A 24,966-nucleotide genomic window follows, 5' to 3' on the forward strand; every position below is an offset into this window, starting at 1 on the left:
AACCCTTTGCCCATTATCCTAGAAAAAGCATTTCACCATAACGGTCGTGTAGGCTTGGTATCGCCCCGGCAAATGAAAGTGCGAGGGTTGCTGAGGGTACGGTCACTCGCCCGACAGGACGCCCCGGTGCCGAATTTTGATCTACGATGGGTATAACCATTTTTTGAGCATGAAAGGAGTAGTGAAGCAAGTATAAACCTATGAAAATACTATGTTATTATTAAATACCATACTTAATGAAAGGCTTTTCTGTGCTACAATCCTCGACTCCTAAAAACAATTAAAAGGTTTTATTATGCAATTCACTAAATTTTCAACTTTTACGCTCCTATTTTTTGCTTTTTCCGTGAATGCCGATGTTCAGTTAACCCAAGCCGATCTAATCGGTACCTGGCAAATCGATAAGGAATCGGTCGACCGCGAAGGCACCAAATCCAGAAGCTTGAATACTACTTGGTCGTTCAGGGAAGACGGCACTATGGAAGGAAAGTCTCAAGAATCGGACGTTCACGCCCGGATCGATACACTCCGCGCAGTATTGAACTATTCGGTCGAAGACGGCAAATTGGTTAAACAAGCCGCACCGGGCCGCTCTAGAATGGAAACTTGCACCGCAATTGAAAAAGAAAACGACAAAATGATTCTTAAATGCCGATCGAATTATTTTTTCATGACCAAAAAATAACACGCAGGCAATCAAGTTACGTTGTATATCTATCTCATCAAATTTCGGTATAGCATATGGGGGCTTCGGGGTGTTCAGTCGATTTTTACTCCTGCAAAATCGACATTCACCCAGCTCCGAAATTAGAATGGTAAAGGTTATGTATATGCGCTACGCGCAATAATTTACTTTGTTAAATTTAAAACGATATCGGTTAAGAAAGTCATGCAGAACAATTTTCAAAAGAAAACAAACCATCCCATTCCTGGTCCAGTCGAAGCAGTGCATCGTTAAGAGAACAGGGCCTTATCAAATGATCGGGAGTCTCTTCGATCAAGCCCGCTTCGCTCAATTTGCGTATGCCATCACTCATCTCGAAATCGACCTGGACGCCATAGAGCTTCTGCAAATGATCTTCGATCAACCTATCCAACTGATGCGCCGAACAGCCCTGATGCTGTTTGTGCAATAATAATCCATAAGCGAGTATGGCTTCTTTGCATTCCTCTTCCTCTGCCATTTCGATCAGATTGGACAAAACACCCAAATTGTTGTCGAGATTATGAAAATACAGGCTTTTGGCTAGCACGGAAAGATAGCGGTTACGGCTTGACAACACTTTTCCGGCTTGCCTCCACATCAACCCCATGAAGCTGGCAACCGCTAACAGGATCGCAGCAGGATGCGCGGCTCGCGCCAATTTCGACACGACAGTAAAAATTCCGCCTATGACACCTCCCCCACCGCCGACGCCTATCTTAAACTTATCGAGCCGTCGCATTTCCACGCGGGTATTCGGAAACAACATTTCCAAATCGGCCCGTGGAATGTCTTTAAACAACTTGAGATAGATAACCGAATTATCTCCCTCTTGAGACATTTGCATCTGAAATAGCTGACGCCATTTATCGAGCACAAAAGCTTTGGGATCAGAGAAAAACGAGGTAGTTCCCACTGTTTTCTTTGCCGGTTTCAGTTTTAGCACCAAAAATAATCTTCGATAAATTGGAATTTCGATTGTTTCAGGCGTTAAAAAAAATGTCTGCCAAGAGCGTTTTTGCTCGGTCCGGCTAGCCCATCCCCGGTAGTACAAATGTATTTCATCGAAATCGTCGAAATCGATGGATAAATCCAAACCGTAAGGCGAAGTTTCAGATAATGCCTGATTCAGTTCTTCTTGACCAATTGGCCTGTAGTTGGCTTTGATAATGATACCCTTAATCTCCTCGATCAAAGTGTTTTGCATGACTTGCAATGCTTCGTTTGAATGCGTGTGCATCGCCAATGTCGTGCGATCGGGGCTGAACGGTAAATAATTGTGTTTCAGACTTTGCAATTTGGAAAAAAAATGGGCGTGATAAAGCGCAAGAAAAATTTTACAAAACTGTTTGAACAGTCGCTTTTCTTCCTCCGGAAAATCCAACTCGGTCAATAATCCAGAGATTAAATCATTTATATCCACCGGAATGAAATGCTCTAGCGTACTCTCTTGATCAAAGCTCATCTCGTTATCTATACCTTTCAAACTTCAAATTTCGGCAGTGCCGGAGGAGGCCTCGGGGTGCTCGGTAAGGCTTTGCCGGCATGGATCTAGCATAGAGCCTACACGGACGTATTTACGGCGTCCTTTGACGGGCACCCCGAGGCCGAATTTTGATCTCCGATGAGTATAACGACTCGTCGGAAAATAGCGCATATTCAGGGCTTATTAGTCGTGCCCGGCTCTTTGGGCGGAACCGGGTCATAGCCGTGACCGCCCCATGGATGACATCGACCAAGTCGTTTTAACGTCAGCCACAAGCCTTTAAATGGACCATGTCGAGTAATAGCTTCTACCGCATATTCGGAACAGGTAGGCTGATACCGGCACGAAGGCGGCAAAAGAGGAGAAATGACAAGTCGGTAAAAACGGACTATTCCAATCAACAAAGATTGCAAGCCTTTAGTCAACATCGTCAAATTCTCCAAAAATCAAAACAAATTACGCTTAAGCATAACCCAGCGCCAAACATACTTCTTTTTTACTTACTGTGAAAGCTCGTAGATTGAGACTCTTTATCTAATTTTTCGATAGATAATTCGAGCGCGTAGCCCGTATGCAGCGTAAGCGGAATACGGGGATTGCGTGGCCTCGAACGTCCCGGATTGCGCTTGCGCTCCATCCGGGCTACGCGGTTAAACTTTCATTTGCAGGGGCGATGGCCAGGCCTTCATGAACGTTACTGAAAAAGAGCACCTTCGATTTATTGATATTTGAAAACACTCCGCTTGAGTAACTTTTAGGGAATTTATTGTTTACCGTACCCTCTGCCTCAATTCAAACTTTGGCTGGCCAAATAATCCTCATAATTGCCGTTAAAATCGACGATGCCCTGCGGAGTCAATTCAATGATCCGGGTTGCCAATGAAGACACGAATTCCCGGTCATGGCTGACGAAAATCAGTGTTCCGGGGTAGTTTTCCAGCGCGGTATTCAACGATTCTATCGATTCCATATCTAAGTGATTGGTCGGTTCGTCCATAACCATGATATTGTTTTTTTGCAAAATCAATTTGCCGAACAGCATCCGGCCTTTTTCGCCGCCGGACAGCACTTTGACCGATTTGTGAATATCATCCTGCGAAAACAACAAGCGGCCTAAAGTGCCGCGAATAGTTTGATCGTCATCGCCGGGCTGCCGCCATTGGCCCATCCATTCCGTCAAAGTAATGTCTTCGGCAAAGTCGCCGGCATGGTCTTGCGCATAATAACCGACGCTGGAATTTTCGGACCATTTGATCACCCCGTCATCGGCAATCAAATCGCGCACCAGAGTACGGAGCAAGGTGGTTTTACCAATGCCGTTAGGACCGATCACCGCGACGCGTTCGCCGACCGAAACCACGAGTTTGAGATCTTTGAACAAGGGTTCGGCGCCATAGCCTTTGCTCAAACCTTCCACTTCCAAAGCCAAGCGATGCAGCTTTTTATCTTGGTCGAAACGAATGAACGGATTGACCCGACTAGACGGCTTCACTTCATCCAACTTAATTTTTTCCAGTTGTCTGGCACGCGAGGTGGCTTGCTTGGCTTTCGAAGCATTGGCCGAAAACCGGCTGACGAAGGTTTGTAATTCGGCAATTTGGGCTTTCTTTTTGGCATTGCCGGCCAGCAGACGTTCGCGCACTTCGGTGACCGCGGTCATGTATTCGTCGTAATTCCCCGGATAAATACGCAGTTCGCCGTAATCCAAATCCGCCATGTGCGTACAGACGCTGTTCAAAAAATGGCGGTCATGCGAGATGATAATCATCGTCGAGTCGCGCTCGTTCAAAATATTTTCCAGCCAGCGAATCGTGTTGATATCAAGGTTATTAGTCGGCTCATCCAACAGCAGAATATCGGGATCGGCAAATAAGGCTTGCGCTAACAAGACGCGCAATTTCCAGCCGGGCGCAACGGCACTCATCAAGCCGGTATGCTGTTCCTGAGGAATATCCAAGCCTAGCAGCAATTCGCCGGCACGGGATTCGGCGGTATACCCGTCCAGTTCCGCGAATTCCACTTCCAGCTCGGCAACTTGCATCCCTTCTTCTTCGCTCATTTCCGGCAGCGAATAGATGCGGTCGCGCTCCTGTTTAACGCGCCATAGCTCTTCATGGCCCATGATGACGGTATCCAGCACCGTAAATGTCTCGAACGCAAATTGATCCTGCCGCAAATTACCCAAACGCTCATTCGGACCGATACTGATGTTACCGGCGGAAGGTTCTAATTCGCCGCTTAGAATTTTCATGAGCGTCGATTTACCGCAACCGTTAGCGCCGATCAGACCGTAACGGTTACCCTCACCGAATTTGACGGAAATATTTTCAAACAGGGGTTTTGCCCCGAATTGCATGGTGATATTAGCTGTTGAAATCAAGATTTTGTCCGGATGTATAAGTGTTGTAAAAAACTGCCCATTTTAACCGGTTTAGCAGGGTAAAAGAGAGTTAATTAAAAACTACACCCATCCGAGCAAAAAAACGTCTAGTTTTCAAAAAGAGCCGATCGGCTTGGAATAACGAGGTTGCCCATAAGCGCCAACTTAAGAAAGGAACACGTCATTCCGCTAGGGATTCACTCCGGGCTATCCTGCCCGGAGCCCTTCGGGTAAATGCAAATCCGTTCCATACGGATTTGTGCCGGATTGCGGTTATTTTCACTAACTTTGGTCTTTATCCCGCTGAGATCATATTTACTCTCAACTTGAGCCCCGTCAGGACGGATTTTCTCGACGAACCTATCAAGCCCATCGTATGCGTAAGAAAACCATTGCCCGGCCCGCGCCCTACGTTGTGAGTATTCAGTCCCACGGCCATTCTCGTTCCTATGCTCTGTGTGGGAATGCCTGAGTACCGCTCCAGCGGTACGAGACGCTAGAGCGTCTCGGGCTGCATTCCCACGCTGGAGCGCTCATCGTTATACATAAGTCAAAAATTACTGTTTTGCAATCTTAGCCAATGAGGCTTCGATACCATTTTTTGTCGCCCAACGTTCCCGACTTCGAAATCGCGATCTGGGGATCGCTCCCACAGAGCATCCGCCCCCTTGTGGGAGCGACGCCTTCGTCGCGATTTCGAAGCCACTGATGTTCAATATCCGCCAGATTTATCAAACAGCACCGTTTCCAGGTATACGACGAACTCTGTTTAGCAAGTTTACCGATACTTGTGTATAACGGCGAGCGCTGGAGCGTGGGAATGGGGGGTGTGAATAATTACACAACGCAAGCCACAACACAGGAATAAAGGCACGCGCGAAGGCACCCTCGGTAAACAAGCGCCGTAAAAAATTAGGTATCTTGAACGCCACGAAAAACGCATCGGTAGCCGCATCGACACCAAACAGCCTGGCAATCAGCATATCCCTAACGAAACCCAAAATACGCGAAAGCATCGTCATAATACTGACGATCAATGTTGCTTTAAAAATCTCCCGGCCGAAAACAACTATTTCCCGCATGATTAAAAATTGACAATAGTAGCACTACGCAACATAATATGCGGTCTTATTAACTCACCCTTTACGAATCGATATACTATGGCTAACACAGCACAAGCAAAGAAGCGGGCGCGACAAGCGGAAAAAAGCCGCATTCGTAACGCTGGACAACGCAGCAATCTGCGTACCTTCATCAAAAAAGTTCTGGCTGCGGTCAACGCAGGCGACAAAGAAAAAGCGCAAGCCGCTTTTCAAACTGCGGTTCCCATAATTGATTCCGCAGCCAACAAAGGCCTGATACATAAAAACAAAGCCGCACGCAGCAAAAGCAGATTAAACGCTAAAATTCGCGGCCTTGCTTAATCGATAAAAAAGCCGAAAGCAAAACGCCCTTCGGCTTTTTACCCTTCCATCTTACATTACCACCATATTGTCACGATGAATTAATTCCTCATCGTCAGCATACCCGAGAATACGCTCGAATTCCGAACTCGGCTTTCCGACAACTTTTCTCACATCTTCCGCACTATAATTAATTAAGCCTCGTGCAACCTCCATCCCTTGAGCGCTCACGCAAGAAACCAATTCGCCGCGCTGAAACCCGCCGATTACGCTTTTTACCCCTACCGCCAATAAACTTTTACCGGCATCCCTTAAAACCCTCACCGCACCGTCATCCAATTCCAGACGCCCCTTAACCTGCAACTGCCCGGCCAACCAACGCTTTCTCGCCAATAACGGCCCAATACTCGGCACCATATAGGTACCAATCGATTTACCCGCAACAACTTCAGCAATTACATTCTCCACGACACCGGCCGCAATCACAGTGGCTGCACCGGAACGCGAAGCCAATCTCGCCGCACGCACCTTGGTATACATCCCTCCTCGACCAAGCCCGCTACGACTATCGCCAGCCATGATATCGAGACTCGCATCATTTACATTGATTTCCGAAACCAAACGCGCAGCAGGATCGACGCCGGGATCTGCAGTAAACAACCCCTGCTGATCGGTTAAAATAATCAACAACTCGGCTTCAATTAGATTCGCCACCAAAGCACCCAATGTATCGTTATCGCCGAAACGAATTTCTTCGGTCGCCACCGCATCGTTTTCATTAATGACAGGCACGACACCGAATTTAAGCAGTGCCAACAACGTGCTTCTCGCATTTAAATAACGCCGCCGATCCGACAAGTCATCATGCGTCAACAAAACCTGCGCGGCATGCAATCCGTGTTGCTGAAAATTATTTTCAAAAATACGAACCAACCCCATTTGCCCCACCGAAGCCGCTGCCTGCAATTCATGCAATGTTTTCGGACGAATCCTCAAGCCTAAACGAGCCATACCCTCGGCTACCGCCCCCGAAGACACCAAAATCACTTCGATTCCGCGCGCACGCAAACTTGCCATTTGCTCAACCCAAGCCGCAATTGCCTCCTTGTTGAGACCTCTCCCACCAGCGGTCAATAAAGAACTACCGATTTTGACCACTACCCTTTTCGTTTTAGCAAAATCACTTCTGCTCACTGTCGCTCCGCCGCCGCTCTTCCAAAAAACTCATGATCGCGAACATCAATTCACGCGTTCCTTCACCCCGCAAAGCCGAAACCTTGAACACGGGTCCCTGCCACTCCAATTCGTCAACAATAGCCTGGCAATGCTGCTCCACCGAATCGGACTCAAGCCTATCGATTTTATTCAGCACCAACCAACGCGGCTTATCGGCCAAATCATCACTCCACGACTTAACTTCTTGAATGATCTTACGCGCTGAAGAGACTGGCGAATCCATCGACTCATAAGGCATCACATCAATCAAATGCAGCAACAACCCGGTGCGCGACAAGTGCTTTAAAAACTGCAAGCCCAATCCGGCACCTTCGGCCGCCCCCTCGATCACACCGGGAATATCGGCGATAACGAAACTGCGCAAATCATCGACCCTAACCACACCCAAATTCGGATGCAAGGTCGTAAACGGATAATCGGCGACTTTCGGGCGAGCCGACGACACCGCGCGTATCAGACTTGATTTACCGGCATTGGGCAACCCCAAAAGCCCGACATCGGCAATCAGAGTCAATTCCAGCTTGAGCATACGATGCTCGCCTGGCGTCCCTTTCGTCGCCTGCATCGGCGTACGATTAATGCTACTCTTGAACCGCGTATTTCCCAGACCATGAAAACCGCCTTGCGCGACCAGTAACCGCTCACCCGCCTTGACCAACTCACCCAAAACCTCACCGGTTTCAGCCTCAGTCACCAAGGTTCCGGGCGGCACAGGCACCAAGCAATCCTCTCCTTTCTTACCGGTACAATTGCGAGCCATACCGTTTTGCCCACGCTGAGCCCTATGCACCGACTGGTAACGAAAATCCACCAAGGTATTGACGTTTTCGGTAGCTACCAAATAGACACTACCACCATCACCACCATCACCACCATCCGGGCCACCTTTCGGAATATATTTTTCACGGCGAAAACCGACGGCGCCATTACCGCCATCGCCGGCCTCAACCCGAATCACCGCCTCATCAACAAATTTCATCGCTTACACGCCGCATCTTCATCCGTTCACAAACAAAAAAGCCCCACCTTGAAGGGCGAGGCTTTTCATCAAACACTGCTTGCCGCGAATGCGGCGCAAGGTCTTATGCAGCAACAATACTGACAAACTTGCGTTTATTAGGCCCTTTGACCTGAAAAACGATTTTGCCCTCTGCCGTTGCAAATAGAGTATGATCTCTACCGCAGCTAACATTATCGCCCGCATGAAATTTAGTGCCGCGCTGACGCACGATAATATTTCCCGCTTTCACGACTTGACCGCCAAACATTTTAACACCCAAGCGTTTTGCATTGGAATCGCGACCGTTCCGAGTACTACCACCCGCTTTCTTATGAGCCATTACCTTACTCCCGAAATAATTTAAGCAGAAATACCAGTAATCTGGACTTCTGTGAAATACTGACGATGCCCCATTTGCTTCATATGATGCTTACGTCTTCTGAATTTAATGATTTTGACTTTTTTGTGCCTACCTTGAGACAACACTGTCGCTGTAACCTTGCCGCCTTCGACATAAGGCTGACCGACTTTTACAGCATCACCCGACTGAACCATCAGTACTTTATCGAATTCAACGCTATCGCCTGTTCCCAGCTCAAGTTTTTCTATTTTTAAGGTCGCACCCTCTTCAACCCGGTACTGTTTTCCACCTGTTTGAATTACCGCATACATCCGCGTCAGCTCCATCAAGCAACTATCTGTTAAAAGTAAACAGATAATTATATTTTTAAAAAAAAGTTACGTCAAACTTATATCCAACGAACTATTCGATTGCAACGCATAAAATAACACAACAAAGCTATTGACACCAATATACTTTATTCAATAGCATGGTCAGTTATCTTAGCCTTTACCCGAAAATAATTTTATTAATCGGATTTCACGGGCCGCACACCCGAAACAAACTTTAATTGACATTTTTTGAGCACTCATCGACTCATGGCATCCCAAACCAACCTTAGCCCGAATACTAAGCAACATCCGGATTTCAACACCATCAAGGGCCTCACAACCGAGGAAACCAAAGCGGTCGATCAGCTCATTCTCGACGAGTTAAGCTCCGATGTCATTCTTATTAATCAAGTAGGCCATTACATTGTCGGCAACGGCGGCAAGCGCTTGCGCCCGATGTTACTATTATTAGCAGCCAAAGCGCTCGGCCCGATTCACAATCACCACCTCATTTTAGCCGCGGTCATTGAATTCATTCATACCGCAACCCTACTGCATGACGACGTCGTAGACGAATCGGAATTGCGACGCGGCAAGGAATCCGCGAACGCGGTTTGGGGCAATGCCGCCAGCGTTTTAGTAGGGGACTACCTGTATTCGAGCGCCTTTGAAATGATGGTGAGAACCAACAACATGCGCGTAATGGAAATCCTATCCAAAACCACGACCGCGATTGCCGAAGGCGAGGTGTTGCAACTACTCAACTGCAACAATCCGGAGACCACCGAAGCCAAATACCTTGAGGTCATCTCGCGCAAAACCGCAATTTTATTCAGCGCCGCCACACGACTCGGCGCAGTGATTTCGGAAAGCGGCCCGGAAATTGAAGACAACCTTGCACGATACGGCCAACATCTCGGCATCGCTTTTCAATTAATCGACGACGCCCTCGACTACAAAGCCACAAAGGAAGAGCTCGGCAAGAATCTTGGCGACGACCTAGCCGAAGGCAAGCCCACACTACCGTTAATACACGCCATTCAGGTCGGCGCCCCTGAAGAAACGCAAATCATCATCGATGCAATCAAAACCGGCGACCGCGACGCCTTCCAAGAAGTCTATAACGTCGTACAAAAAACCCAAGCCATCGCTTACACCGAACAAAGAGCCCACGAAGAAGCCCAAAAAGCAATCGATGCGCTAACCATTTTACCCGACTCGATCTACAAGACCGCCCTGATTGCTCTCGCCGAATTTTCGGTTCAGCGAAATTATTAACGGTCCACATCCAAACCCGGATTAACGCGGAATTGACCGGCATCCATGCCGTACTTTTTTAACTTTCCGTACACCGCTCTCGGCGTCAATTCCATCGCTGCAGCCACTTTCTTGACATCACCGCGATGCAGGCGTAAAGACACTTGCAAAAAATTGCGCTCCGCATCCGCGACAACGCCTTCCTTGATGTCTCGCCAGTTATCGCCTACCGCGGCCTGAGAGGATAGCTCCAGATCAAGCTGCGTAATTTCGGGACCGGATGAAAACAAAACCGCACGCTCCAACACATTCTCCAACTCTCTGACATTACCGGGCCAATGATAAGCGCGAATCTTTTGCATCACGCCCCGACTAACCGAAAGCACCGTTTTATTATATTTTTCGCCCAGCCTTTTCAAGATAACCTGAACTAAATACGGCAAATCCTCCCCTCTTTGCGTCAATGGCGGAATAGATAACTTCACCACATTCAAGCGATAAAACAAGTCTTTACGAAACAAACCTTGCTCGACACGCTCTTGTAAATCCTGATTTGTCGCGGAAATCAAACGCACATCGACCTCGATGGTTTTTTTACCCCCAACTCGCTCCAGCTCACCTTCTTGCACCACTCTTAGCAGACGAGTTTGTGCACCCGCAGACAACGAATCCACCTCATCCAGAAACAGCGTGCCGCCATCGGCGCGCTCAAAAACACCTTGCTGGATCTCCACAGCTCCGGTAAACGCCCCTTTTTCATGCCCGAACAACGCACTCTCAATTAAAGTATCGGGAATCGCACCGCAATTAATTGCCATGAAAGCTTGACCGCTGCGCCAACTCATCGCATGAATAGCGCGCGCAACCAATTCCTTACCAACCCCGGTTTCTCCTTGAATCAACACCGTCGCAACTGTCGGAGCAATTTTTTCAATCGCCTGCAATATTTTTTGCATTACCGGAGATTTTGCCACTATAACGGGCGGCTGCTTTTTAGTGGGCCTTGGCGATTTCAATCGCCATATTTTTTGCATGCTCTCTTCAATTCGAGAATGCAAATCCGTCATATTACCCGCATCCTCCTCACTATTTCGGTGACCGTATTCAAGCCCAGGACGTCCTTTTGCCTCTTCCTCATTTAGATATACCGACACATCGCAGCCGCCATCCCCACGAGCGATGCTCTTAGCGATTTCCACCTTGGCATAACCGAAGTTTCTGGCCGCAATCCCGCCGAAAACACTAGAGGTCATTCGGCATAATTCCGGAAAATGCGTCACACCCTCTCCAAAAGGACAGCAAGTATTTGTAACCCGAATACATTGACTATCCGCCGAGTCCAGAGAAAATCCTCCGCCGATTTTATTTTTTAACCCAACAATTAACTCGATATAACTTTCCATATTTAAAGCACCATCAATATTGCGCTCTTCTCGATAAGTTTCTTCAAAAAACCTTCCTGCAGTTCGGGCGATGTATTCGATAAGCTCCTCGCTATGCGTTTTGCCTTGCTGCTCGGCAGCATGCATCAACTCCAACACAAAAGTCTGTAAAAAAAAAGTCGGCGTTAAATCGGAAAACGAAGTCTCATTCATGCAGCACCCTTGTGAAATTCAATTTCACTAATTGAAACATAATTTCACAAAACACACCACTACAAAACCTAATCCATTGTTAACAAGGTTATTTTTATTATTTAGTGCATTGGCATAAAGAATGCTTGATTGAGCAGGCTATCCATAAAAAGAGGATTTAAACCATGAATCAAGACAGACCTCCTTTAGACCCACATCCGCTTAGCGAATATGTTGCATGGGCCGGCAGTCGAAATCGAGACCCGCTACTGGGCGTATTAAAAGAAAAACTCCCGAAAGACCCGAGCCGCGTTCTCGAAATGGCCAGCGGCAGCGGCATGCACATCAATTATTTTGCACCACATTTCGACCACTTGCATTTTCATCCGTCGGATAAAGACATAGAAGTCTTCAATAACATCAAAAAATTATCCACGGAGCACAACAACGACAATATTGCCGACCCCGCACACCTTGATCTAACCGAACCTGAAACCTGGTTTAATCCCGGACCCCCGAATAGCTTTTCAGCCATTTTTTGCATAAACATTTTTCAAGTTGCGCCAATAACAATTGCCGATGGTATGATGGAATGCGCGTCGCATCTTTTGACTGACGAAGGCATTCTGCTGATTTACGGCCCATTCAAAGTCGAAGATTCCTTTACGACCGATAGCAACAAAGAATTTCATGAAACGCTGAGTTCTGCCGGCGTTCCTGAATGGGGCTTAAAAGATGTGGCCGACCTCAGAAAAGCGGCCGAAAGACACGGCATGGAACTAAAAGAACAAATCGATATGCCGGTCAACAACTTTTCTTTAATATTCGGTAAAAAAAACTAGTCGCGTAAATTACCGCGCGTCACTCACAATAATAATGAGGAGAAACACATGAGCAATGTATTGAATGAAGTTTTACTTGCCAACCGCGAATACGCCAATAGTTTCGACAAAGGCGATCTGCCGATGCCGCCGGGACGCCGCTTTGCAATCCTAACTTGCATGGACGCTCGTCTCGATCCCGCCAAATACGCTGGCCTTTCCGAGGGTGACGCTCACGTCATACGCAATGCCGGTGGACGCGCCAGCGACGATGCGATCCGTTCGCTAGTCATTTCCTATAAGCTTTTAGGTACACGCGAATGGTTCGTGATCCATCATACCGACTGCGGCATGGAAACCTTCACGAATGAAATTATGGGCGACTTATTATCTAGTAGCCTAAAAACCGCTTCGGTCGATGCCGATGGCTGGCATGACAGTTGCGAAGGCCCCGGTTGCACCGACGGCAAATACATCAATTGGCTGACCATCAAGGATCAGGCGCAAAGCGTTACCGAAGATGTGATGCGCATTAGAAACAGCCCGTTAGTGCCGTCCGATATTCCGGTTTACGGCTATATCTATGACGTAAAAACCGGTAAATTAATCGAAGTTCCCGAAGCGACAGCAGCGGGACGTATTTAACGATGCAGCAAAAATGTTCAGCCGTAGTCATAGGTGTAGGCCCGGAGCAAGGCCTGGGCGCCACACTCGCCAAATATTTTTCGTCCAAAGGTTTGCACGTTTTTATTGCAGGCCGAAGTGAAGATAAGCTGCTACATGTGGCCAAAACCATTCGCCAACAAGGGGGATCGGCCACCTTAGTCGTCGCCGATGCAACGGTTGAACACGACATTGAGCATCTTTTCGAAACAATAGCCTTACAAGGCTATCCACTCGAAATTGCCGCCTACAATGTCGACAGCAATATTCGTAGCCCACTTTTGGAAACTGAAAACGAAACATTCTCTCGTTTGTGGCAGCAAAATTGTTTGGGTGGATTTTTATTCGGCAAGGAAGCCGTCTCTTTAATGCTCGAACGCGGCAAAGGCACGCTGTTTTTTACAGGCGCCACCGCTTCGCTGAGAGCGAAACCGCCGTTTACCGCTTTCGCTTCGGCCAAAGCCGGACTTAGAGCCTTGGCGCAAGGCATGGCGCGAGAATTCTCGCCGCGCGGGATTCATGTCGTGCATACAATTCTCGACGGCGTGATCGACGGCGAACGAGCCAGAACGCAATTCCCCGAGTTTGTCGCACAAAAGGGTCCGGAAGGCTTGATGCAACTCGATGCAATCGCCGACACCTATTGGGCGATGCATCAACAACACCCGAGCGCCTGGACACACGAACTCGACTTGCGACCTTTTAAAGAATCTTTTTGACAGAACGTTATGAACCAAACCGATAAAACTTGGCATTTAAAAGGCGGCTATTTCGAAGCTTGTAACTGCGAAACCGCCTGCCCTTGCATCTGGCTGAAACCTCCTAGCGAAGGCACCTGTAAATTACTGGTCGCTTGGCATATCGAAACAGGCCATTACCAACAGGTTTCGCTCGACAATCTTAATGTAGTCCTGGCCTGCTACTCGCCAGGGACGATGATCGAAGGCAACTGGCAAGCCGCGCTCTATATCGACGACCGCGCTGACGACGATCAAGCAAACGCGATTACCGAAATCTTCGGCGGCCGCGCGGGCGGACATCCGCAAATTTTGATGAGTTTAGTTAGTGAAGTGCTCGGCATCGAAAAAACGCCGATACATTATTCGGCCGAAAACAACCAACGCCGCCTGAGCATTCCGGGCATCGCCGAAGCCGAAATCGAAAGCATTCAAGGCATATCCGGCGGCGAATCGACAATCAGCAATCCGCCTCTGTGCGTGGTTCCCTCACACGCCTCGATCGTTGCCCGCTCCAAACATTACCGTTACAAAGATTATCAATACGACTGGACCTTCTCGGAACGCAACGGCTTTTACTCCGATTTCGAATACCGTCCCTAAGTCGTGACCCGAACCCAAAATACGCTGTTTGCGGCCTTACTGGCCGTTAATCTCATGGCATGGACTGGGGTATTCTGGCAATACCGTTACATGACCGAAACGCCAATGATGGAAATGTGGATGCCGCCCTCCGCGGCTTCTGCGTGGTCTGCTTTCGATTTCGGCATCGTCTTCTTGATGTGGACCGTCATGATGACCGCGATGATGCTTCCTTCCGCATTTCCGACCGTGCTGGCATTTGCCACCATTTGCCGCAGACGAGGTCAATCCCTCTATCGCTTATCCTCGCTGTTCGTGCTCGGTTATTTGAGCATCTGGCTTTTATTCAGCGTCGTATTGACTCTACTGCAATGGCAAATGCACGGCCTGCTCTGGCTGTCTCCAATGATGGATAACAATAATCGGATTCTCGCCATTGCGATACTATTATTGGCTGGCGCCTATCAGTTTTCTCCGACCAAGAACGCTTGCCTAAGCTATTGTCAAAGCCCGGTCGGCTTTTTAATGAACCGATGGCGCGATGGCGCAATAGGCGCCTATCGAATGGGAACACAACATGGATCTGTTTGCTTGGGCTGTTGCTGGGCCGAAATGCTGGTGATGTTTTCGGTTGGTCTGATGAACATTACCGGCATGCTGGTTTTGACGTTACTCATCACGCTCGAAAAATTGAGTCCATTCAATGCTACAACCAGCGCAAGAATTGGTGGACTTCTATTTTTAGCTTGGGCAGGCGGGGTCATGTTTAGCGGCTAACGCTCGTAAATCGAGAAAAAAGAACACATTCTTGTGCGTGATATCGGAAGGTTCACGCGATTTCGCCCTAAATCCGGCCCATTCCGGACCGGTCAAGGCAAAGCAATTAACCTAAATTCTGCAGTTCAACCATGAAGTTCGTGAAGTACTTCAAGAGAATACCTAAATATTCCAACTAACCTTTCGAGTGAACGAAAGCTTCATACAAAAGCATAACAGATTATTGAATTAACTTATTATTCTACATGATCTTCATGGTGAAATTCTGTTTCTAGGATTAAATATCAAAGTCGAGCTCGAAACCTCCATAGGCGAAAATCGGCATGCCAGGACGAGGACCGTGAGGCTGTCTCGAAACGTTATATTCTTCGTTATTGGCGTTTTGTACGCCGCCGAGCAATTTGATGCCTTTCGTTACCTGGTAATAAGCCGAAACATCGACGATGACATAGTCATCTGTTTTACCGAATCGAGCATCGGGATTCCCGCCACCATCCAGTTGCAACGACGTGTTACTCGCGCTGGTATAAGTTTCGCCGACATAGTTGCCGGTCACGTCGAGACCCCATTTGTCAAAATGAATACCACTGCCGAAACTGACCGCATATTCGGGAATATACGGCATGCGATTCCCTTTTTTGCCGAAACTGAAAATCGACTCGGCATCTGATGAAGCGGCATCGTTCAATTGCACGGTATCGGTGTAGGTAAAAGACACGAAGTACGGATTACGGAAACCCCAACCGAACGCCTGTCCAGCGTCGAAATTGAGAGCCAGCTCAACCCCGCGCGAATCGACTTCTCCGAAGTTTTGGTTATTATCGCTGCCGGTACCACCGATACTATCGACAACCAATAAATTTTCAAATTGCGTATAAAATCCGATGACTTCAGCTGAAAATGCGCCGCGAGTATAACGCGCCCCCAACTCATAAGCATTGCTGGATTCCTCGGTCAAGCCATCGACAACGGCATCCTGCGGCCCAGGAGGTGAAAAACCCTTATGCACACTACCGAACATCATGAATTCATCGCTGAATTTATAATCCAAACTGGCTCCACCTGCATACATATCGAGAGAACTGGTACCGCTCTCGTTACTTTTTCCGGGGTTAAAATTTTGATTTGTCTGTACTAAATGCTCATAGCGTATACCCGGCGTGAATCCCCAATTGCCGAATTCGATTCGGTCTTTCAGGAAAAATGCATAGGCACGTGTATCCTGCCTTCTGTTATCCTGGCTTCCCGGAGCTCCGACCACTTTATTTGTGATTGCACCTGAGTCAGACTGTGTGTAAGTGGTATCGTGTTGAAAGCGCTTTTCACCGTCTTCGTGATAGCGGAAACCACCGCTCAATTCATGACTGGTTTCGCCTAAATCGAAGCGATAATTCGCGACCGACTCGACACCACCTAGATAATATTCACGGTTATTGTCTCTAACCCTCAATCCGCAAGATTGCCCGGCAGCCAGCTCACCTCTCAAACAGGATAATCCCAAGCCGTTATTAGCGCCTGCCAACGCGGCCGACAAATTCATATTCCCCGGCGTGCCACCGCGCAGATCATTCAACTTGCTCCAATTACGGGCAAACTCGCTGTAATAAGCCGTCGTGACGATATCCAAATCGTCGGTCGGCGAAATGAAATAGCGTGCGAAGCCTCTGAAATGCTCGGTTTCGATATTATCGAATCGAGATGCCGCATAACGGCGATAGGGATCGCGTCTAAAATCGGTTTCACTCAAGCCAAGATAGGTTTCGTCGGCATCCATGTTCGAATAGCCGAATTTGACCTCGAGTCTTTGGTACATTTCGGTATTCGGCTCCCACATTAAGCGCACCATCGGCTCGACCTGTGAAAAACCGGTATTATCGCTTCCTTCATAACCTGCGGTCGAATCGATCGTCTTGAAGCCGTCGGAGCGCCGATAAAACCCCTCGACTAGATAACCGAAACGCCCGAATTCTGTGTCGTGGGTCTTGCCGACATAACCGTGAGAACGGACCTCGTCGTAGCTACCATAAATCGTCTTCAGATAGGCCTTGCCGTCCTCCGGAATCGGCGTCGACAAATAGTTCAACACGCCGCCGGTGATATGCGGGCCGTATTTAACCTGACTACCGCCTTTCATGACCTCGACGCCGCTCATGCGACCGCCGGCAGGATTAAAATAAGCGGCAGGAGAGGAATAAGGCGCAGGAGCAGTCAAAACGCCGTCTTCCATTACAGTAATCTTGGCGCTACGCGTCGTATCGACGCCACGGAAACTGATATTCGGAAACAGACCGAAACCATCTTCCTCGCGAATATTGACTCCGGGTACTTTACGCAAAATCCGATTGATGTCGCTATAAGTCTGATCGCGAATATCACCGGTATCGAGATATTGCGCCGAAGCCGGCATATCTCGAGCCTTACTCGGGTCGCCGATAACCTTGACTGTATCGAGAATCGTCGGTGGCGCGTCTTTGTCGACGGCCTGTGCCGCCGTTGCCACACTAACTGAAAGACAGGCAAGCGATAGCGGCCCGATCACCCGTTTCGAATGAAACATAATTCCCCCAAATGATATTAATTATTTTACAACCGGACGCAAACCGGAATGATTTTTGTGGATCAAAAAAGTAAACGCATACAATACAGCAAGCGTTATTAATAATCAATATCATTCGTATAGAGATCTAAAGACTGCTCCCTTTTTTAAATCTCATGAAAATTACAAATTAATACAGCCCTCTCCAAACAAAAACGGCGCCTTAAAGGCGCCGTAATATTCAACTTCAAATTTGTGCTGTAATTAGAAACGTATGATTGCGTCGGCAGAAATAAGAACCTGATCGTCCGAAGCACCGGCATCGAAAGCGTTCGCACCGGTTACCCAATCGTATCTGATTTCAGGTCTTAACATCAACCAGGATAGCGGAGAATAATTAACACCGGCCGTAATCGCGAAGAAGTGATTTTTTTCGTCCATAACCTGAGTTCCGTCTTGGTCGCGGAACCATTCGAAACGCAGGCCGGTCGCCAATTCATCATTGACGTCATAGGTCAGATACTGGTTGACGCCATACCATCTTCTATCGCCGCCGAACTGATATTCGTTGTCCTGAACCCCGAAATCGTGCTGCAAGGTATAGTGCAAGTTATCGAGAAAATCATGAGATAAAACAATACTATACATCGAGCGGTGACGCTCGATTTTAGAACCGTCTGCAGTATCGCCCCTATCGGCCACGATAGTGTCACCCGTAATGAAAGAGACTGCCACCGAGGTTTTCTCGTCATCGGTCGTATAACTCACGCCACCGAGAAAATTAGCCGGCTGTTGAAAAAACGAATCCCAACCGGAGACCACACCACCTGTTAACTCGAAGTTATTGTTGAGCGGATACGACATCAACACACCTGTGTGCGTAAACGGCTCGCCGTATTGCATCGTATAGGCATGCGAAAAGAAAAAGTTATCCGGTGCGGTAACCACCTCGTTCCCGATAATCGTATAAAAGTGACCCACTTTAGTCGTCAAACCGTTACCGATCGGCGCAAACAATTCGGCATACACTTGCGGAAATGCCAGTTTATAAAACCGCGAGGAAGAATCGACAACAAGATTATCGTCGAAGTTACCTTGCGTAGTAAAACCCGCATCCACACCATAGACAACATCGGCACGAAAACCCAAATCCCATTTATTACTTTCAGTATCAACCGCTTTTTCGATATAGCCATACAATTGATGCATATGGAATTCGTTCGAACGGTTATTGAATGTTACCGGACCATTCGTTTTGTCGCGAGGATCATCCGGATTTCCGGCAATACCGCCCGAAACCCAACCGCCGAACTCGATTCCAAGATCGCGCATCGGCGCGGTTTTGTTGATATCGGAACCCGTCAAACTCTCAATAAGACCTTTATCTTCAGCCTGCACCGCCGATGACATCAACATCGCGCTTACAAGAGTCAATCGCCAACCGTTTTGTTTTTTATTTATGTACATAAGTGTCGCCTATTTAAGTAGAGTAGCTATCGGAAAACATTTTTGTGAATCAGTTATTCAAATGACTTTGATTAATCTTGCTTATTAACTAAAGTTCCTAACCCTATTGATTCGTCATGATTTTAGTATAGCTTTTGTTGCGTTTTACGCAAAATGTAGCATTAAAGATACAACCCGACTTGTATAAAGCAGACAATATGCCAATATTAAAATACACTTAACAAACAACGCATAAGAAAATAAAACCTCTACCAACATAAAAGCAACCGCCCTTTTATAGGGCATATTAATCAACAAAAGCACAATTTAGGTGCGGCAATCACTGCGCTATAAGACCTTGCACCGAAGAGACACTTATCTCAAACATAACAATCATGTCTCAACCCTATAATAATGAAATAAACCCATGCTATAAAACCGATGCGAAAATGACATAAAACCGCAACGCCCAAGCCTCGAATATTCTCATAACCAAGGCCTGCTCGTTTTTACCGCAAAGCAATTCAAGATGATGTTGCCTTGTTTTTTCAATATAATGCATGCCGAACGACTTTAATTTCAGCCCATTTGCATCTGCTCTAGGACTCCGGATACTAGCCATACTCGTAACCAAGCGCCTTTTTTAATCGCAACCGAAGTTAGTTGAATGCCCTGATTAACACTTAAAGCCGTATCAACTTTTAATGATTTGACCTCCCATAAGGTCCACGGAGAACCCAAGCTATGACAGCAGCCAACACCAAACCTTTAGGAATCACAGAAGTCGTATTACGCGACGCTCACCAGTCGATTCTGGCGACACGCCTTCGCATCGAAGACATGCTACCGATCTGTGAAAAACTTGATAAAGTCGGCTACTGGTCTTTGGAAACCTGGGGCGGCGCCACGTTCGACGCCTGCATCCGCTATTTGGGCGAAGACCCATGGGAACGCCTTCGCCAACTGAAGGCTGCAATGCCCAACACCCCCCAACAAATGCTGTTTCGCGGCCAAAATATTCTCGGTTATCGGCATTATGCCGACGATGTCGTCGACAAATTCGTCGAACGTTGCGCGGTCAACGGCATCGACGTCTTTCGAATTTTCGACGCAATGAACGATATGCGCAATATCGAGCGCGCGGTAAAAGCGGTACTAGCCACGGACAAACACGCCCAAGGCACCATTTCTTACACGGTCAGCCCGGTACATACGCTCGACATGTGGGTCGATCAAGGCAAACAAATCGAAGACATGGGCGCCCATTCAGTATGTATCAAGGATATGGCTGGCTTATTGACGCCCTATATCGCTTATGAATTAGTTGGCCGCCTCAAACAAAGCTTATCGATTCCGGTGCACTTACATTGCCATGCGACGACAGGACTAAGCGTCGGAACACTGATTAAAGCTGCGGAAGCCGGAATCGATAATGTCGACACGGCAATTTCCTCACTTAGCATGACTTACGGACACAGCCCGACTGAAACCATGGTTGCCGTACTTGAAGGACAAACGAGAGATACCGGACTCAACATCAAGAAATTGGAAGACATTGCCGCCTATTTCCGAGATATTCGCAAAAAATACGCACGTTTTGAAGGCAATTTAAAAGGAGTCGACAGCCGCATTCTGACCAGCCAAGTACCCGGCGGAATGCTGACCAACATGGAAAGCCAACTAAAGGAACAAAATGCCGCTGACCGCTTCGATGAGGTCTTGAAAGAAATACCGCGAGTCCGAGAAGACCTAGGCTTCATTCCGCTTGTGACACCAACATCGCAAATCGTCGGTACGCAAGCGGTCATCAATGTATTGACCGGCGAACGCTATAAAACCATCACCAAGGAATCCGCCGGTGTATTGAAAGGCGAATACGGTGCTACGCCGGCTCCGGTTAATGCCGAACTTCAAGCCAAGGTGCTTAACGGCGCCAAACCGATCACCTGTCGTCCAGCAGATTTGCTGGAACCCGAAATGGACAAATTAATCGAGGAAGTCCGCGCCAAAGCCAAGGAAGAAGGCGTAACATTAGCCGACAATCTCGAAGAAGACGCACTGATTTATGGCTTATTCGCCCAAATCGGCTGGAAATTCATTAGCCATCGCGGCCAGGCCGAAGCATTCGAAGCCCCACCTTCGAACGAACCCGCAGCCCCTGTTCCGACCGCACCGCAAAAAAACGTCGGTCAAACCGAAACCTACAGCGTCAACGTTGACGGCAAAACCTTTAATGTCTCGGTTGCGCCGGGCGGAACAACATTCGACATCAAGCCTGTAACGACACCATCAGAATCGGCTCAGCCAATCAGCTCCGAAGGCGCGGTCGTTCAAGCGCCAATGGCGGGTAATATCTTGAAGATCAATGTCGGAATAGGCAGCTCGGTAAAAGCCGGCGATGTAGTCGTGATCCTGGAGGCGATGAAAATGGAAACCGAAATTCGGTCTAAAACCAGCGGTACAGTATCTATCGTCCATATAAAAGAAGGTTCTTCGGTAACGGTCGGCGACGCACTGATTACCTTATAAAGACACAAAAGCCAGAAATAAACTACCGTTCGTGCTTAGCACTGCCAAAGCATGAACGGTCCTACCCTTAACATCGCACCGGCACCTTCCCGAAACCCAGCCCCTTCTTTAAATAAAGGATCAAGACTCGCCGGATGAGGATAAATAGAAGCTCTCTTCAATTTATAATAAAGCCTCTGGTTAATGAATTCAGTCCATTAGCGCTTCCTAATTCCCGGCATTGTCTCTGGTAATGATAACTATTCAGAATAAAAATCAACTTTAATCGAGATCAATTATGGAAAATTTAAATTCGCTCTGGCAAAGCACCGGGATCTACAACATCCAAACCGGCCAGGCTTTTATGATGATGGTAGGTTTTTTACTTCTGTTCTTAGCCATCAAGAAAGGTTTTGAGCCTCTATTACTTCTACCGATCGGTTTCGGCGCAATACTTAGCAACATACCGATTGCAGACATGGCGGAAGAAGGCGGTCTCTTATACTATTTATATTTCGGCATTAAAACCGGCATATTTCCATTATTGATATTCATGGGCGTCGGCGCAATGACGGACTTCGGACCGATGCTGGCCAACCCGAAGACTTTATTACTAGGCGCTGCGGCTCAATTCGGTATTTTTTCAACATTATTAGGCGCATTAGCGCTAAACATGGTACCAGGCCTCGAGTTTTCGCTTAAGGATGCCGCTGCAATCGCCATTATAGGCGGCGCCGACGGGCCTACGGCTATCTATGTTGCTTCGAAACTAGCCCCCGACTTGCTCGGAGCGATCGCAGTTGCCGCTTATTCCTATATGGCGCTGGTGCCGCTCATTCAGCCGCCGATCATGCGTGCATTGACTACGGAAAAAGAGCGCATGATCGAAATGGAGCAACTGAGAGCCGTCAGCAAATCCGAAAAAATCTTGTTTCCACTGCTGCTATTGTTGTTAACGGCCCTGCTTTTGCCTTCAGCCGCACCCTTAGTAGGCATGTTTTGTTTAGGCAACCTAATGAATACTTGCGGGGCAGTCGACCGTCTGAGCAAGACCGCGCAAAACGAATTAATCAACATCGTCACGATTTTCTTAGGCCTTTCGGTCGGCTCTAAGTTGAGCGCCGAAGCATTTCTGAAATTCGAAACACTCGGTATTTTAGGCTTAGGCGCGATCGCTTTTTGCATCGGCACTGCCGCCGGCGTCATCATGGCAAAAATCATGAATAAATTCAGCAAAACACCGGTCAACCCGCTAATAGGCGCGGCCGGCGTATCGGCGGTCCCGATGGCGGCCAGGGTAGCCAATAAGCTAGGCCTTGAAAGCAACCCGCATAACTTCCTACTGATGCATGCAATGGGACCGAACGTTGCCGGCGTGATCGGCTCCGCCGTCGCGGCCGGGATTTTGTTGAGCTTGGTTGATTAGAAATGGGCATGATGTAGATTCAAGTCTCCCCCAGGCGCTTGCCTTGCCAGTCTCCTCGTTTCTGCTGTTTCCCAAGCTCCTTGCTTGGGAAACCGATAAGTGAAGCTCTAGCTTCGAGATTCAAGCGAAAAAGAAGCCAATGTCCCTCCGCTTGCAGCGATCATAGCTGAACCAAGTCAAATCGCTCGAGTAAGCCTCGGGAAGGAGCGAAAATCTAGGATTTTCGCTAACTAAAGGACAGGGTCACCTAAAGCTAAACGAGGAACTGTCAATCACCGGCGTATCCATCCGCTAATACCGAAATTTGATGCGATAGGCATAAGGCGAATTCTACCCTCGATATCTTCAAATTTTCCACAACCGCTTGCCTTGCCGGTTTCCTCGTTTTTTATTAACTGAAGCCGCTCGATGTGCTCTGTTTTTAACGGGCGGAACATTACGCGTAGTACGTTTTTTATCCTTTTTTTCCGCCCCCGACCGAACCTCCAATGAAACAGTTTCGTAACCGGTATCGGCAACGCGAGGTATCGACCGTTTTAATAATTTTTCAATCGCCAAGAGCATCGGCGCTTCCTCCGGACAAACGAGCGAAATAGCCTCGCCGCCCCATCCTGCGCGACCGGTTCTGCCAATACGATGCACATAATCCTCGGCCACGGATGGCAAATCGAAATTAACTACGTGCGGCAATTGATCGATATCGAGACCACGCGCGGCAATATCGGTCGCGACTAAAACCGCTATCTTCCCGGCTTTGAATCCCGCCAAAGCACGCATCCTCGCGCCTTGAGATTTATCACCGTGCAATACCCCAGTCCGAATACCATCCTTGATTAATTGTTCGGCCAAACGGTCTGCTCCATGCCGGGTTCTAACAAACACCAAGACTTGTCGCCAATTACCGCTGCCGATCAGGTAAGATAATAATTCCCGCTTGTATTCGCGCTTAATCGGATAAATACGTTGTTCGACGGTATCGGCATCGATCGTTTGCCGCGGTGCTTCAATTGCGACCGGATCATGCAGTAACCGCCCTGCCAGAGCTTTTATCTCATTAGAAAACGTCGCCGAAAATAACAAATTTTGACGCTGATTAGGCAGCAATGCCAGTATTGCATCGACCTCACGCTTGAACCCCATATCCAACATTCGGTCGGCTTCATCAAGAACCAATATTTCGACTCGCCCCAAATCGACATTGCCTTGACGAGCATGATCTAACAATCGCCCCGGAGTCGCGACAATAATATCGCAACCGCGCCTCAATTGTTGAGCTTGACCGTTCATGCTCACGCCGCCGAAAACCACCTCGCTAAACAACGCGACATGCTTGCCGTAATCTTTGAAACTTTGATGCACTTGTACTGCCAGTTCGCGAGTCGGCACTAATACCAATGCACGAACAGGCCGAGGTTTTTTGTTAATCGTCTCGCTCAACTGCTGCAGGATCGGTAACGCGAAACCGGCCGTTTTTCCGGTTCCGGTTTGCGCGCCTGCCATGACATCGCGTCCGTCAAGAATAAGCGGAATGGCTTTTTGCTGTATCGGTGTAGGCGTTTCATAACCTTGTTCCGCAACGGCTGTTTGGAGTTGGGCAATAAGCCCAAGAGATTCGAATGTCATAATTTTCAGATGGGGAGAATATAGTTGCGGGTTGATAAAAATAGAACGCGAAATACAAGATTCCGACTGATGGGCTAAAGAAAATGCTTGTTATCTATAAGGCTTAATTATTGCTTTTGATGGATTACCTTCGTTT

22 protein-coding genes are annotated in these 24,966 nt (G+C 47.9%); 10 read left to right on the plus strand and 12 right to left on the minus strand.

All coding sequences use genetic code 11. The features are described 5' to 3' along the window. Positions 1-295 precede the first annotated feature (295 nt). Positions 296-685: a hypothetical protein gene (locus ACINK7_RS19395; protein WP_404357852.1), complete on the plus strand. Its 390-nt coding sequence runs from the start codon at positions 296-298 to the stop codon at positions 683-685. A gap of 202 nt (positions 686-887) precedes the next feature. On the opposite strand, the gene ACINK7_RS19400 is transcribed toward ACINK7_RS19395, so the two are convergent. The 4 genes from ACINK7_RS19400 to ACINK7_RS19415 form a co-directional block, all read right to left on the minus strand. After that, entirely contained in the window at positions 888-2,168 is a 1,281-nt protein-coding gene (locus ACINK7_RS19400) for a DUF3754 domain-containing protein (protein ID WP_404357854.1), read from the minus strand. Positions 2,169-2,362: 194 nt separating this feature from the next. Further along, entirely contained in the window at positions 2,363-2,617 is a 255-nt protein-coding gene (yidD, locus tag ACINK7_RS19405) for a membrane protein insertion efficiency factor YidD (RefSeq protein ID WP_404357856.1), read from the minus strand. A 359-nt stretch (positions 2,618-2,976) separates the two neighbouring features. Next, entirely contained in the window at positions 2,977-4,569 is a 1,593-nt protein-coding gene (locus ACINK7_RS19410; RefSeq protein WP_404357858.1) for an ABC-F family ATPase, read from the minus strand. A 731-nt stretch (positions 4,570-5,300) separates the two neighbouring features. Next, a complete protein-coding gene (locus ACINK7_RS19415; RefSeq protein ID WP_404357860.1) occupies positions 5,301-5,651 on the minus strand; it encodes a lipid II flippase MurJ in 351 nt (116 codons plus the stop codon). A 78-nt stretch (positions 5,652-5,729) separates the two neighbouring features. On the opposite strand from ACINK7_RS19415, the gene rpsT reads away from it, so the two are divergent. Further along, positions 5,730-5,993 carry a 30S ribosomal protein S20 gene (gene rpsT, locus ACINK7_RS19420; RefSeq protein ID WP_014149998.1) on the plus strand — a complete coding sequence of 88 codons (264 nt, stop codon included), beginning with the start codon at positions 5,730-5,732 and terminating at the stop codon, positions 5,991-5,993. Positions 5,994-6,044: 51 nt separating this feature from the next. Here rpsT and proB read toward each other — a convergent pair whose 3' ends face one another. The 4 genes from proB to rplU all read right to left on the minus strand — a co-directional run bounded on the left by proB (position 6,045) and on the right by rplU (position 8,880). Beyond that, positions 6,045-7,166, minus strand: a complete 1,122-nt coding sequence (proB, locus tag ACINK7_RS19425) for a glutamate 5-kinase (protein ID WP_404357862.1) — start codon at positions 7,164-7,166, stop codon at positions 6,045-6,047. Beyond that, entirely contained in the window at positions 7,153-8,187 is a 1,035-nt protein-coding gene (gene cgtA, locus ACINK7_RS19430; protein ID WP_404357864.1) for an Obg family GTPase CgtA, read from the minus strand. Before cgtA ends, proB begins: the two co-directional genes overlap by 14 nt. Before the next feature lie 103 nt (positions 8,188-8,290). Further along, positions 8,291-8,548 carry a 50S ribosomal protein L27 gene (rpmA, locus tag ACINK7_RS19435; protein ID WP_014150001.1) on the minus strand — a complete coding sequence of 86 codons (258 nt, stop codon included), beginning with the start codon at positions 8,546-8,548 and terminating at the stop codon, positions 8,291-8,293. A gap of 20 nt (positions 8,549-8,568) precedes the next feature. Beyond that, positions 8,569-8,880: a 50S ribosomal protein L21 gene (rplU, locus tag ACINK7_RS19440; RefSeq protein WP_125220723.1), complete on the minus strand. Its 312-nt coding sequence runs from the start codon at positions 8,878-8,880 to the stop codon at positions 8,569-8,571. A 267-nt stretch (positions 8,881-9,147) separates the two neighbouring features. Here rplU and ispB point away from each other — a divergent pair, with 267 nt between their 5' ends. Then, positions 9,148-10,158: an octaprenyl diphosphate synthase gene (gene ispB, locus ACINK7_RS19445; RefSeq protein ID WP_404357866.1), complete on the plus strand. Its 1,011-nt coding sequence runs from the start codon at positions 9,148-9,150 to the stop codon at positions 10,156-10,158. Here ispB and ACINK7_RS19450 read toward each other — a convergent pair. Beyond that, positions 10,155-11,732: a sigma 54-interacting transcriptional regulator gene (locus ACINK7_RS19450; protein WP_404357868.1), complete on the minus strand. Its 1,578-nt coding sequence runs from the start codon at positions 11,730-11,732 to the stop codon at positions 10,155-10,157. The two genes, ispB and ACINK7_RS19450, sit on opposite strands and share 4 nt — an antisense overlap. Positions 11,733-11,896: 164 nt before the next feature. Between ACINK7_RS19450 and ACINK7_RS19455 the strand changes: the two genes are divergently transcribed. Genes ACINK7_RS19455 through ACINK7_RS19475 form a run of 5 tightly spaced genes read left to right on the plus strand, consistent with a single transcriptional unit; the run spans position 11,897 to position 15,291 of the window. Further along, a complete protein-coding gene (locus ACINK7_RS19455) occupies positions 11,897-12,553 on the plus strand; it encodes a DUF938 domain-containing protein (protein ID WP_404357869.1) in 657 nt (218 codons plus the stop codon). Positions 12,554-12,601: 48 nt separating this feature from the next. Further along, positions 12,602-13,177: a beta-class carbonic anhydrase gene (locus ACINK7_RS19460; protein ID WP_404357870.1), complete on the plus strand. Its 576-nt coding sequence runs from the start codon at positions 12,602-12,604 to the stop codon at positions 13,175-13,177. Between the two features lie 2 nt (positions 13,178-13,179). After that, positions 13,180-13,914: an SDR family NAD(P)-dependent oxidoreductase gene (locus tag ACINK7_RS19465; protein ID WP_404357872.1), complete on the plus strand. Its 735-nt coding sequence runs from the start codon at positions 13,180-13,182 to the stop codon at positions 13,912-13,914. Positions 13,915-13,923: 9 nt separating this feature from the next. Next, on the plus strand, positions 13,924-14,535 hold the full coding sequence (locus ACINK7_RS19470; RefSeq protein ID WP_404357874.1) for a DUF1326 domain-containing protein: 612 nt from the start codon (positions 13,924-13,926) through the stop codon (positions 14,533-14,535). A 3-nt stretch (positions 14,536-14,538) separates the two neighbouring features. Then, the gene (locus ACINK7_RS19475) at positions 14,539-15,291 is read left to right on the plus strand and encodes a DUF2182 domain-containing protein (RefSeq protein ID WP_404357876.1); all 753 of its coding nucleotides are present in this window, start codon (positions 14,539-14,541) and stop codon (positions 15,289-15,291) included. Between the two features lie 277 nt (positions 15,292-15,568). Here ACINK7_RS19475 and ACINK7_RS19480 read toward each other — a convergent pair whose 3' ends face one another. After that, positions 15,569-17,848, minus strand: a complete 2,280-nt coding sequence (locus tag ACINK7_RS19480) for a TonB-dependent receptor family protein (protein ID WP_404357878.1) — start codon at positions 17,846-17,848, stop codon at positions 15,569-15,571. Positions 17,849-18,091: 243 nt separating this feature from the next. Beyond that, on the minus strand, positions 18,092-19,294 hold the full coding sequence (locus ACINK7_RS19485; protein WP_404357879.1) for a porin: 1,203 nt from the start codon (positions 19,292-19,294) through the stop codon (positions 18,092-18,094). Between the two features lie 723 nt (positions 19,295-20,017). Between ACINK7_RS19485 and oadA the strand changes: the two genes are divergently transcribed. Together oadA and ACINK7_RS19495 are read left to right on the plus strand one after the other, a co-directional pair. Beyond that, the gene (gene oadA / locus ACINK7_RS19490) at positions 20,018-21,802 is read left to right on the plus strand and encodes a sodium-extruding oxaloacetate decarboxylase subunit alpha (RefSeq protein ID WP_404357881.1); all 1,785 of its coding nucleotides are present in this window, start codon (positions 20,018-20,020) and stop codon (positions 21,800-21,802) included. A 277-nt stretch (positions 21,803-22,079) separates the two neighbouring features. Then, the gene (locus ACINK7_RS19495) at positions 22,080-23,207 is read left to right on the plus strand and encodes a sodium ion-translocating decarboxylase subunit beta (protein WP_404357883.1); all 1,128 of its coding nucleotides are present in this window, start codon (positions 22,080-22,082) and stop codon (positions 23,205-23,207) included. A gap of 345 nt (positions 23,208-23,552) precedes the next feature. On the opposite strand, the gene ACINK7_RS19500 is transcribed toward ACINK7_RS19495, so the two are convergent. Next, positions 23,553-24,830 carry a DEAD/DEAH box helicase gene (locus ACINK7_RS19500; RefSeq protein WP_404357885.1) on the minus strand — a complete coding sequence of 426 codons (1,278 nt, stop codon included), beginning with the start codon at positions 24,828-24,830 and terminating at the stop codon, positions 23,553-23,555. Positions 24,831-24,966: the final 136 nt, after the last annotated feature.

Source organism: Methylotuvimicrobium sp. KM1, from assembly GCF_044788715.1.
Taxonomy (GTDB): Bacteria; Pseudomonadota; Gammaproteobacteria; order Methylococcales; family Methylomonadaceae; genus Methylotuvimicrobium.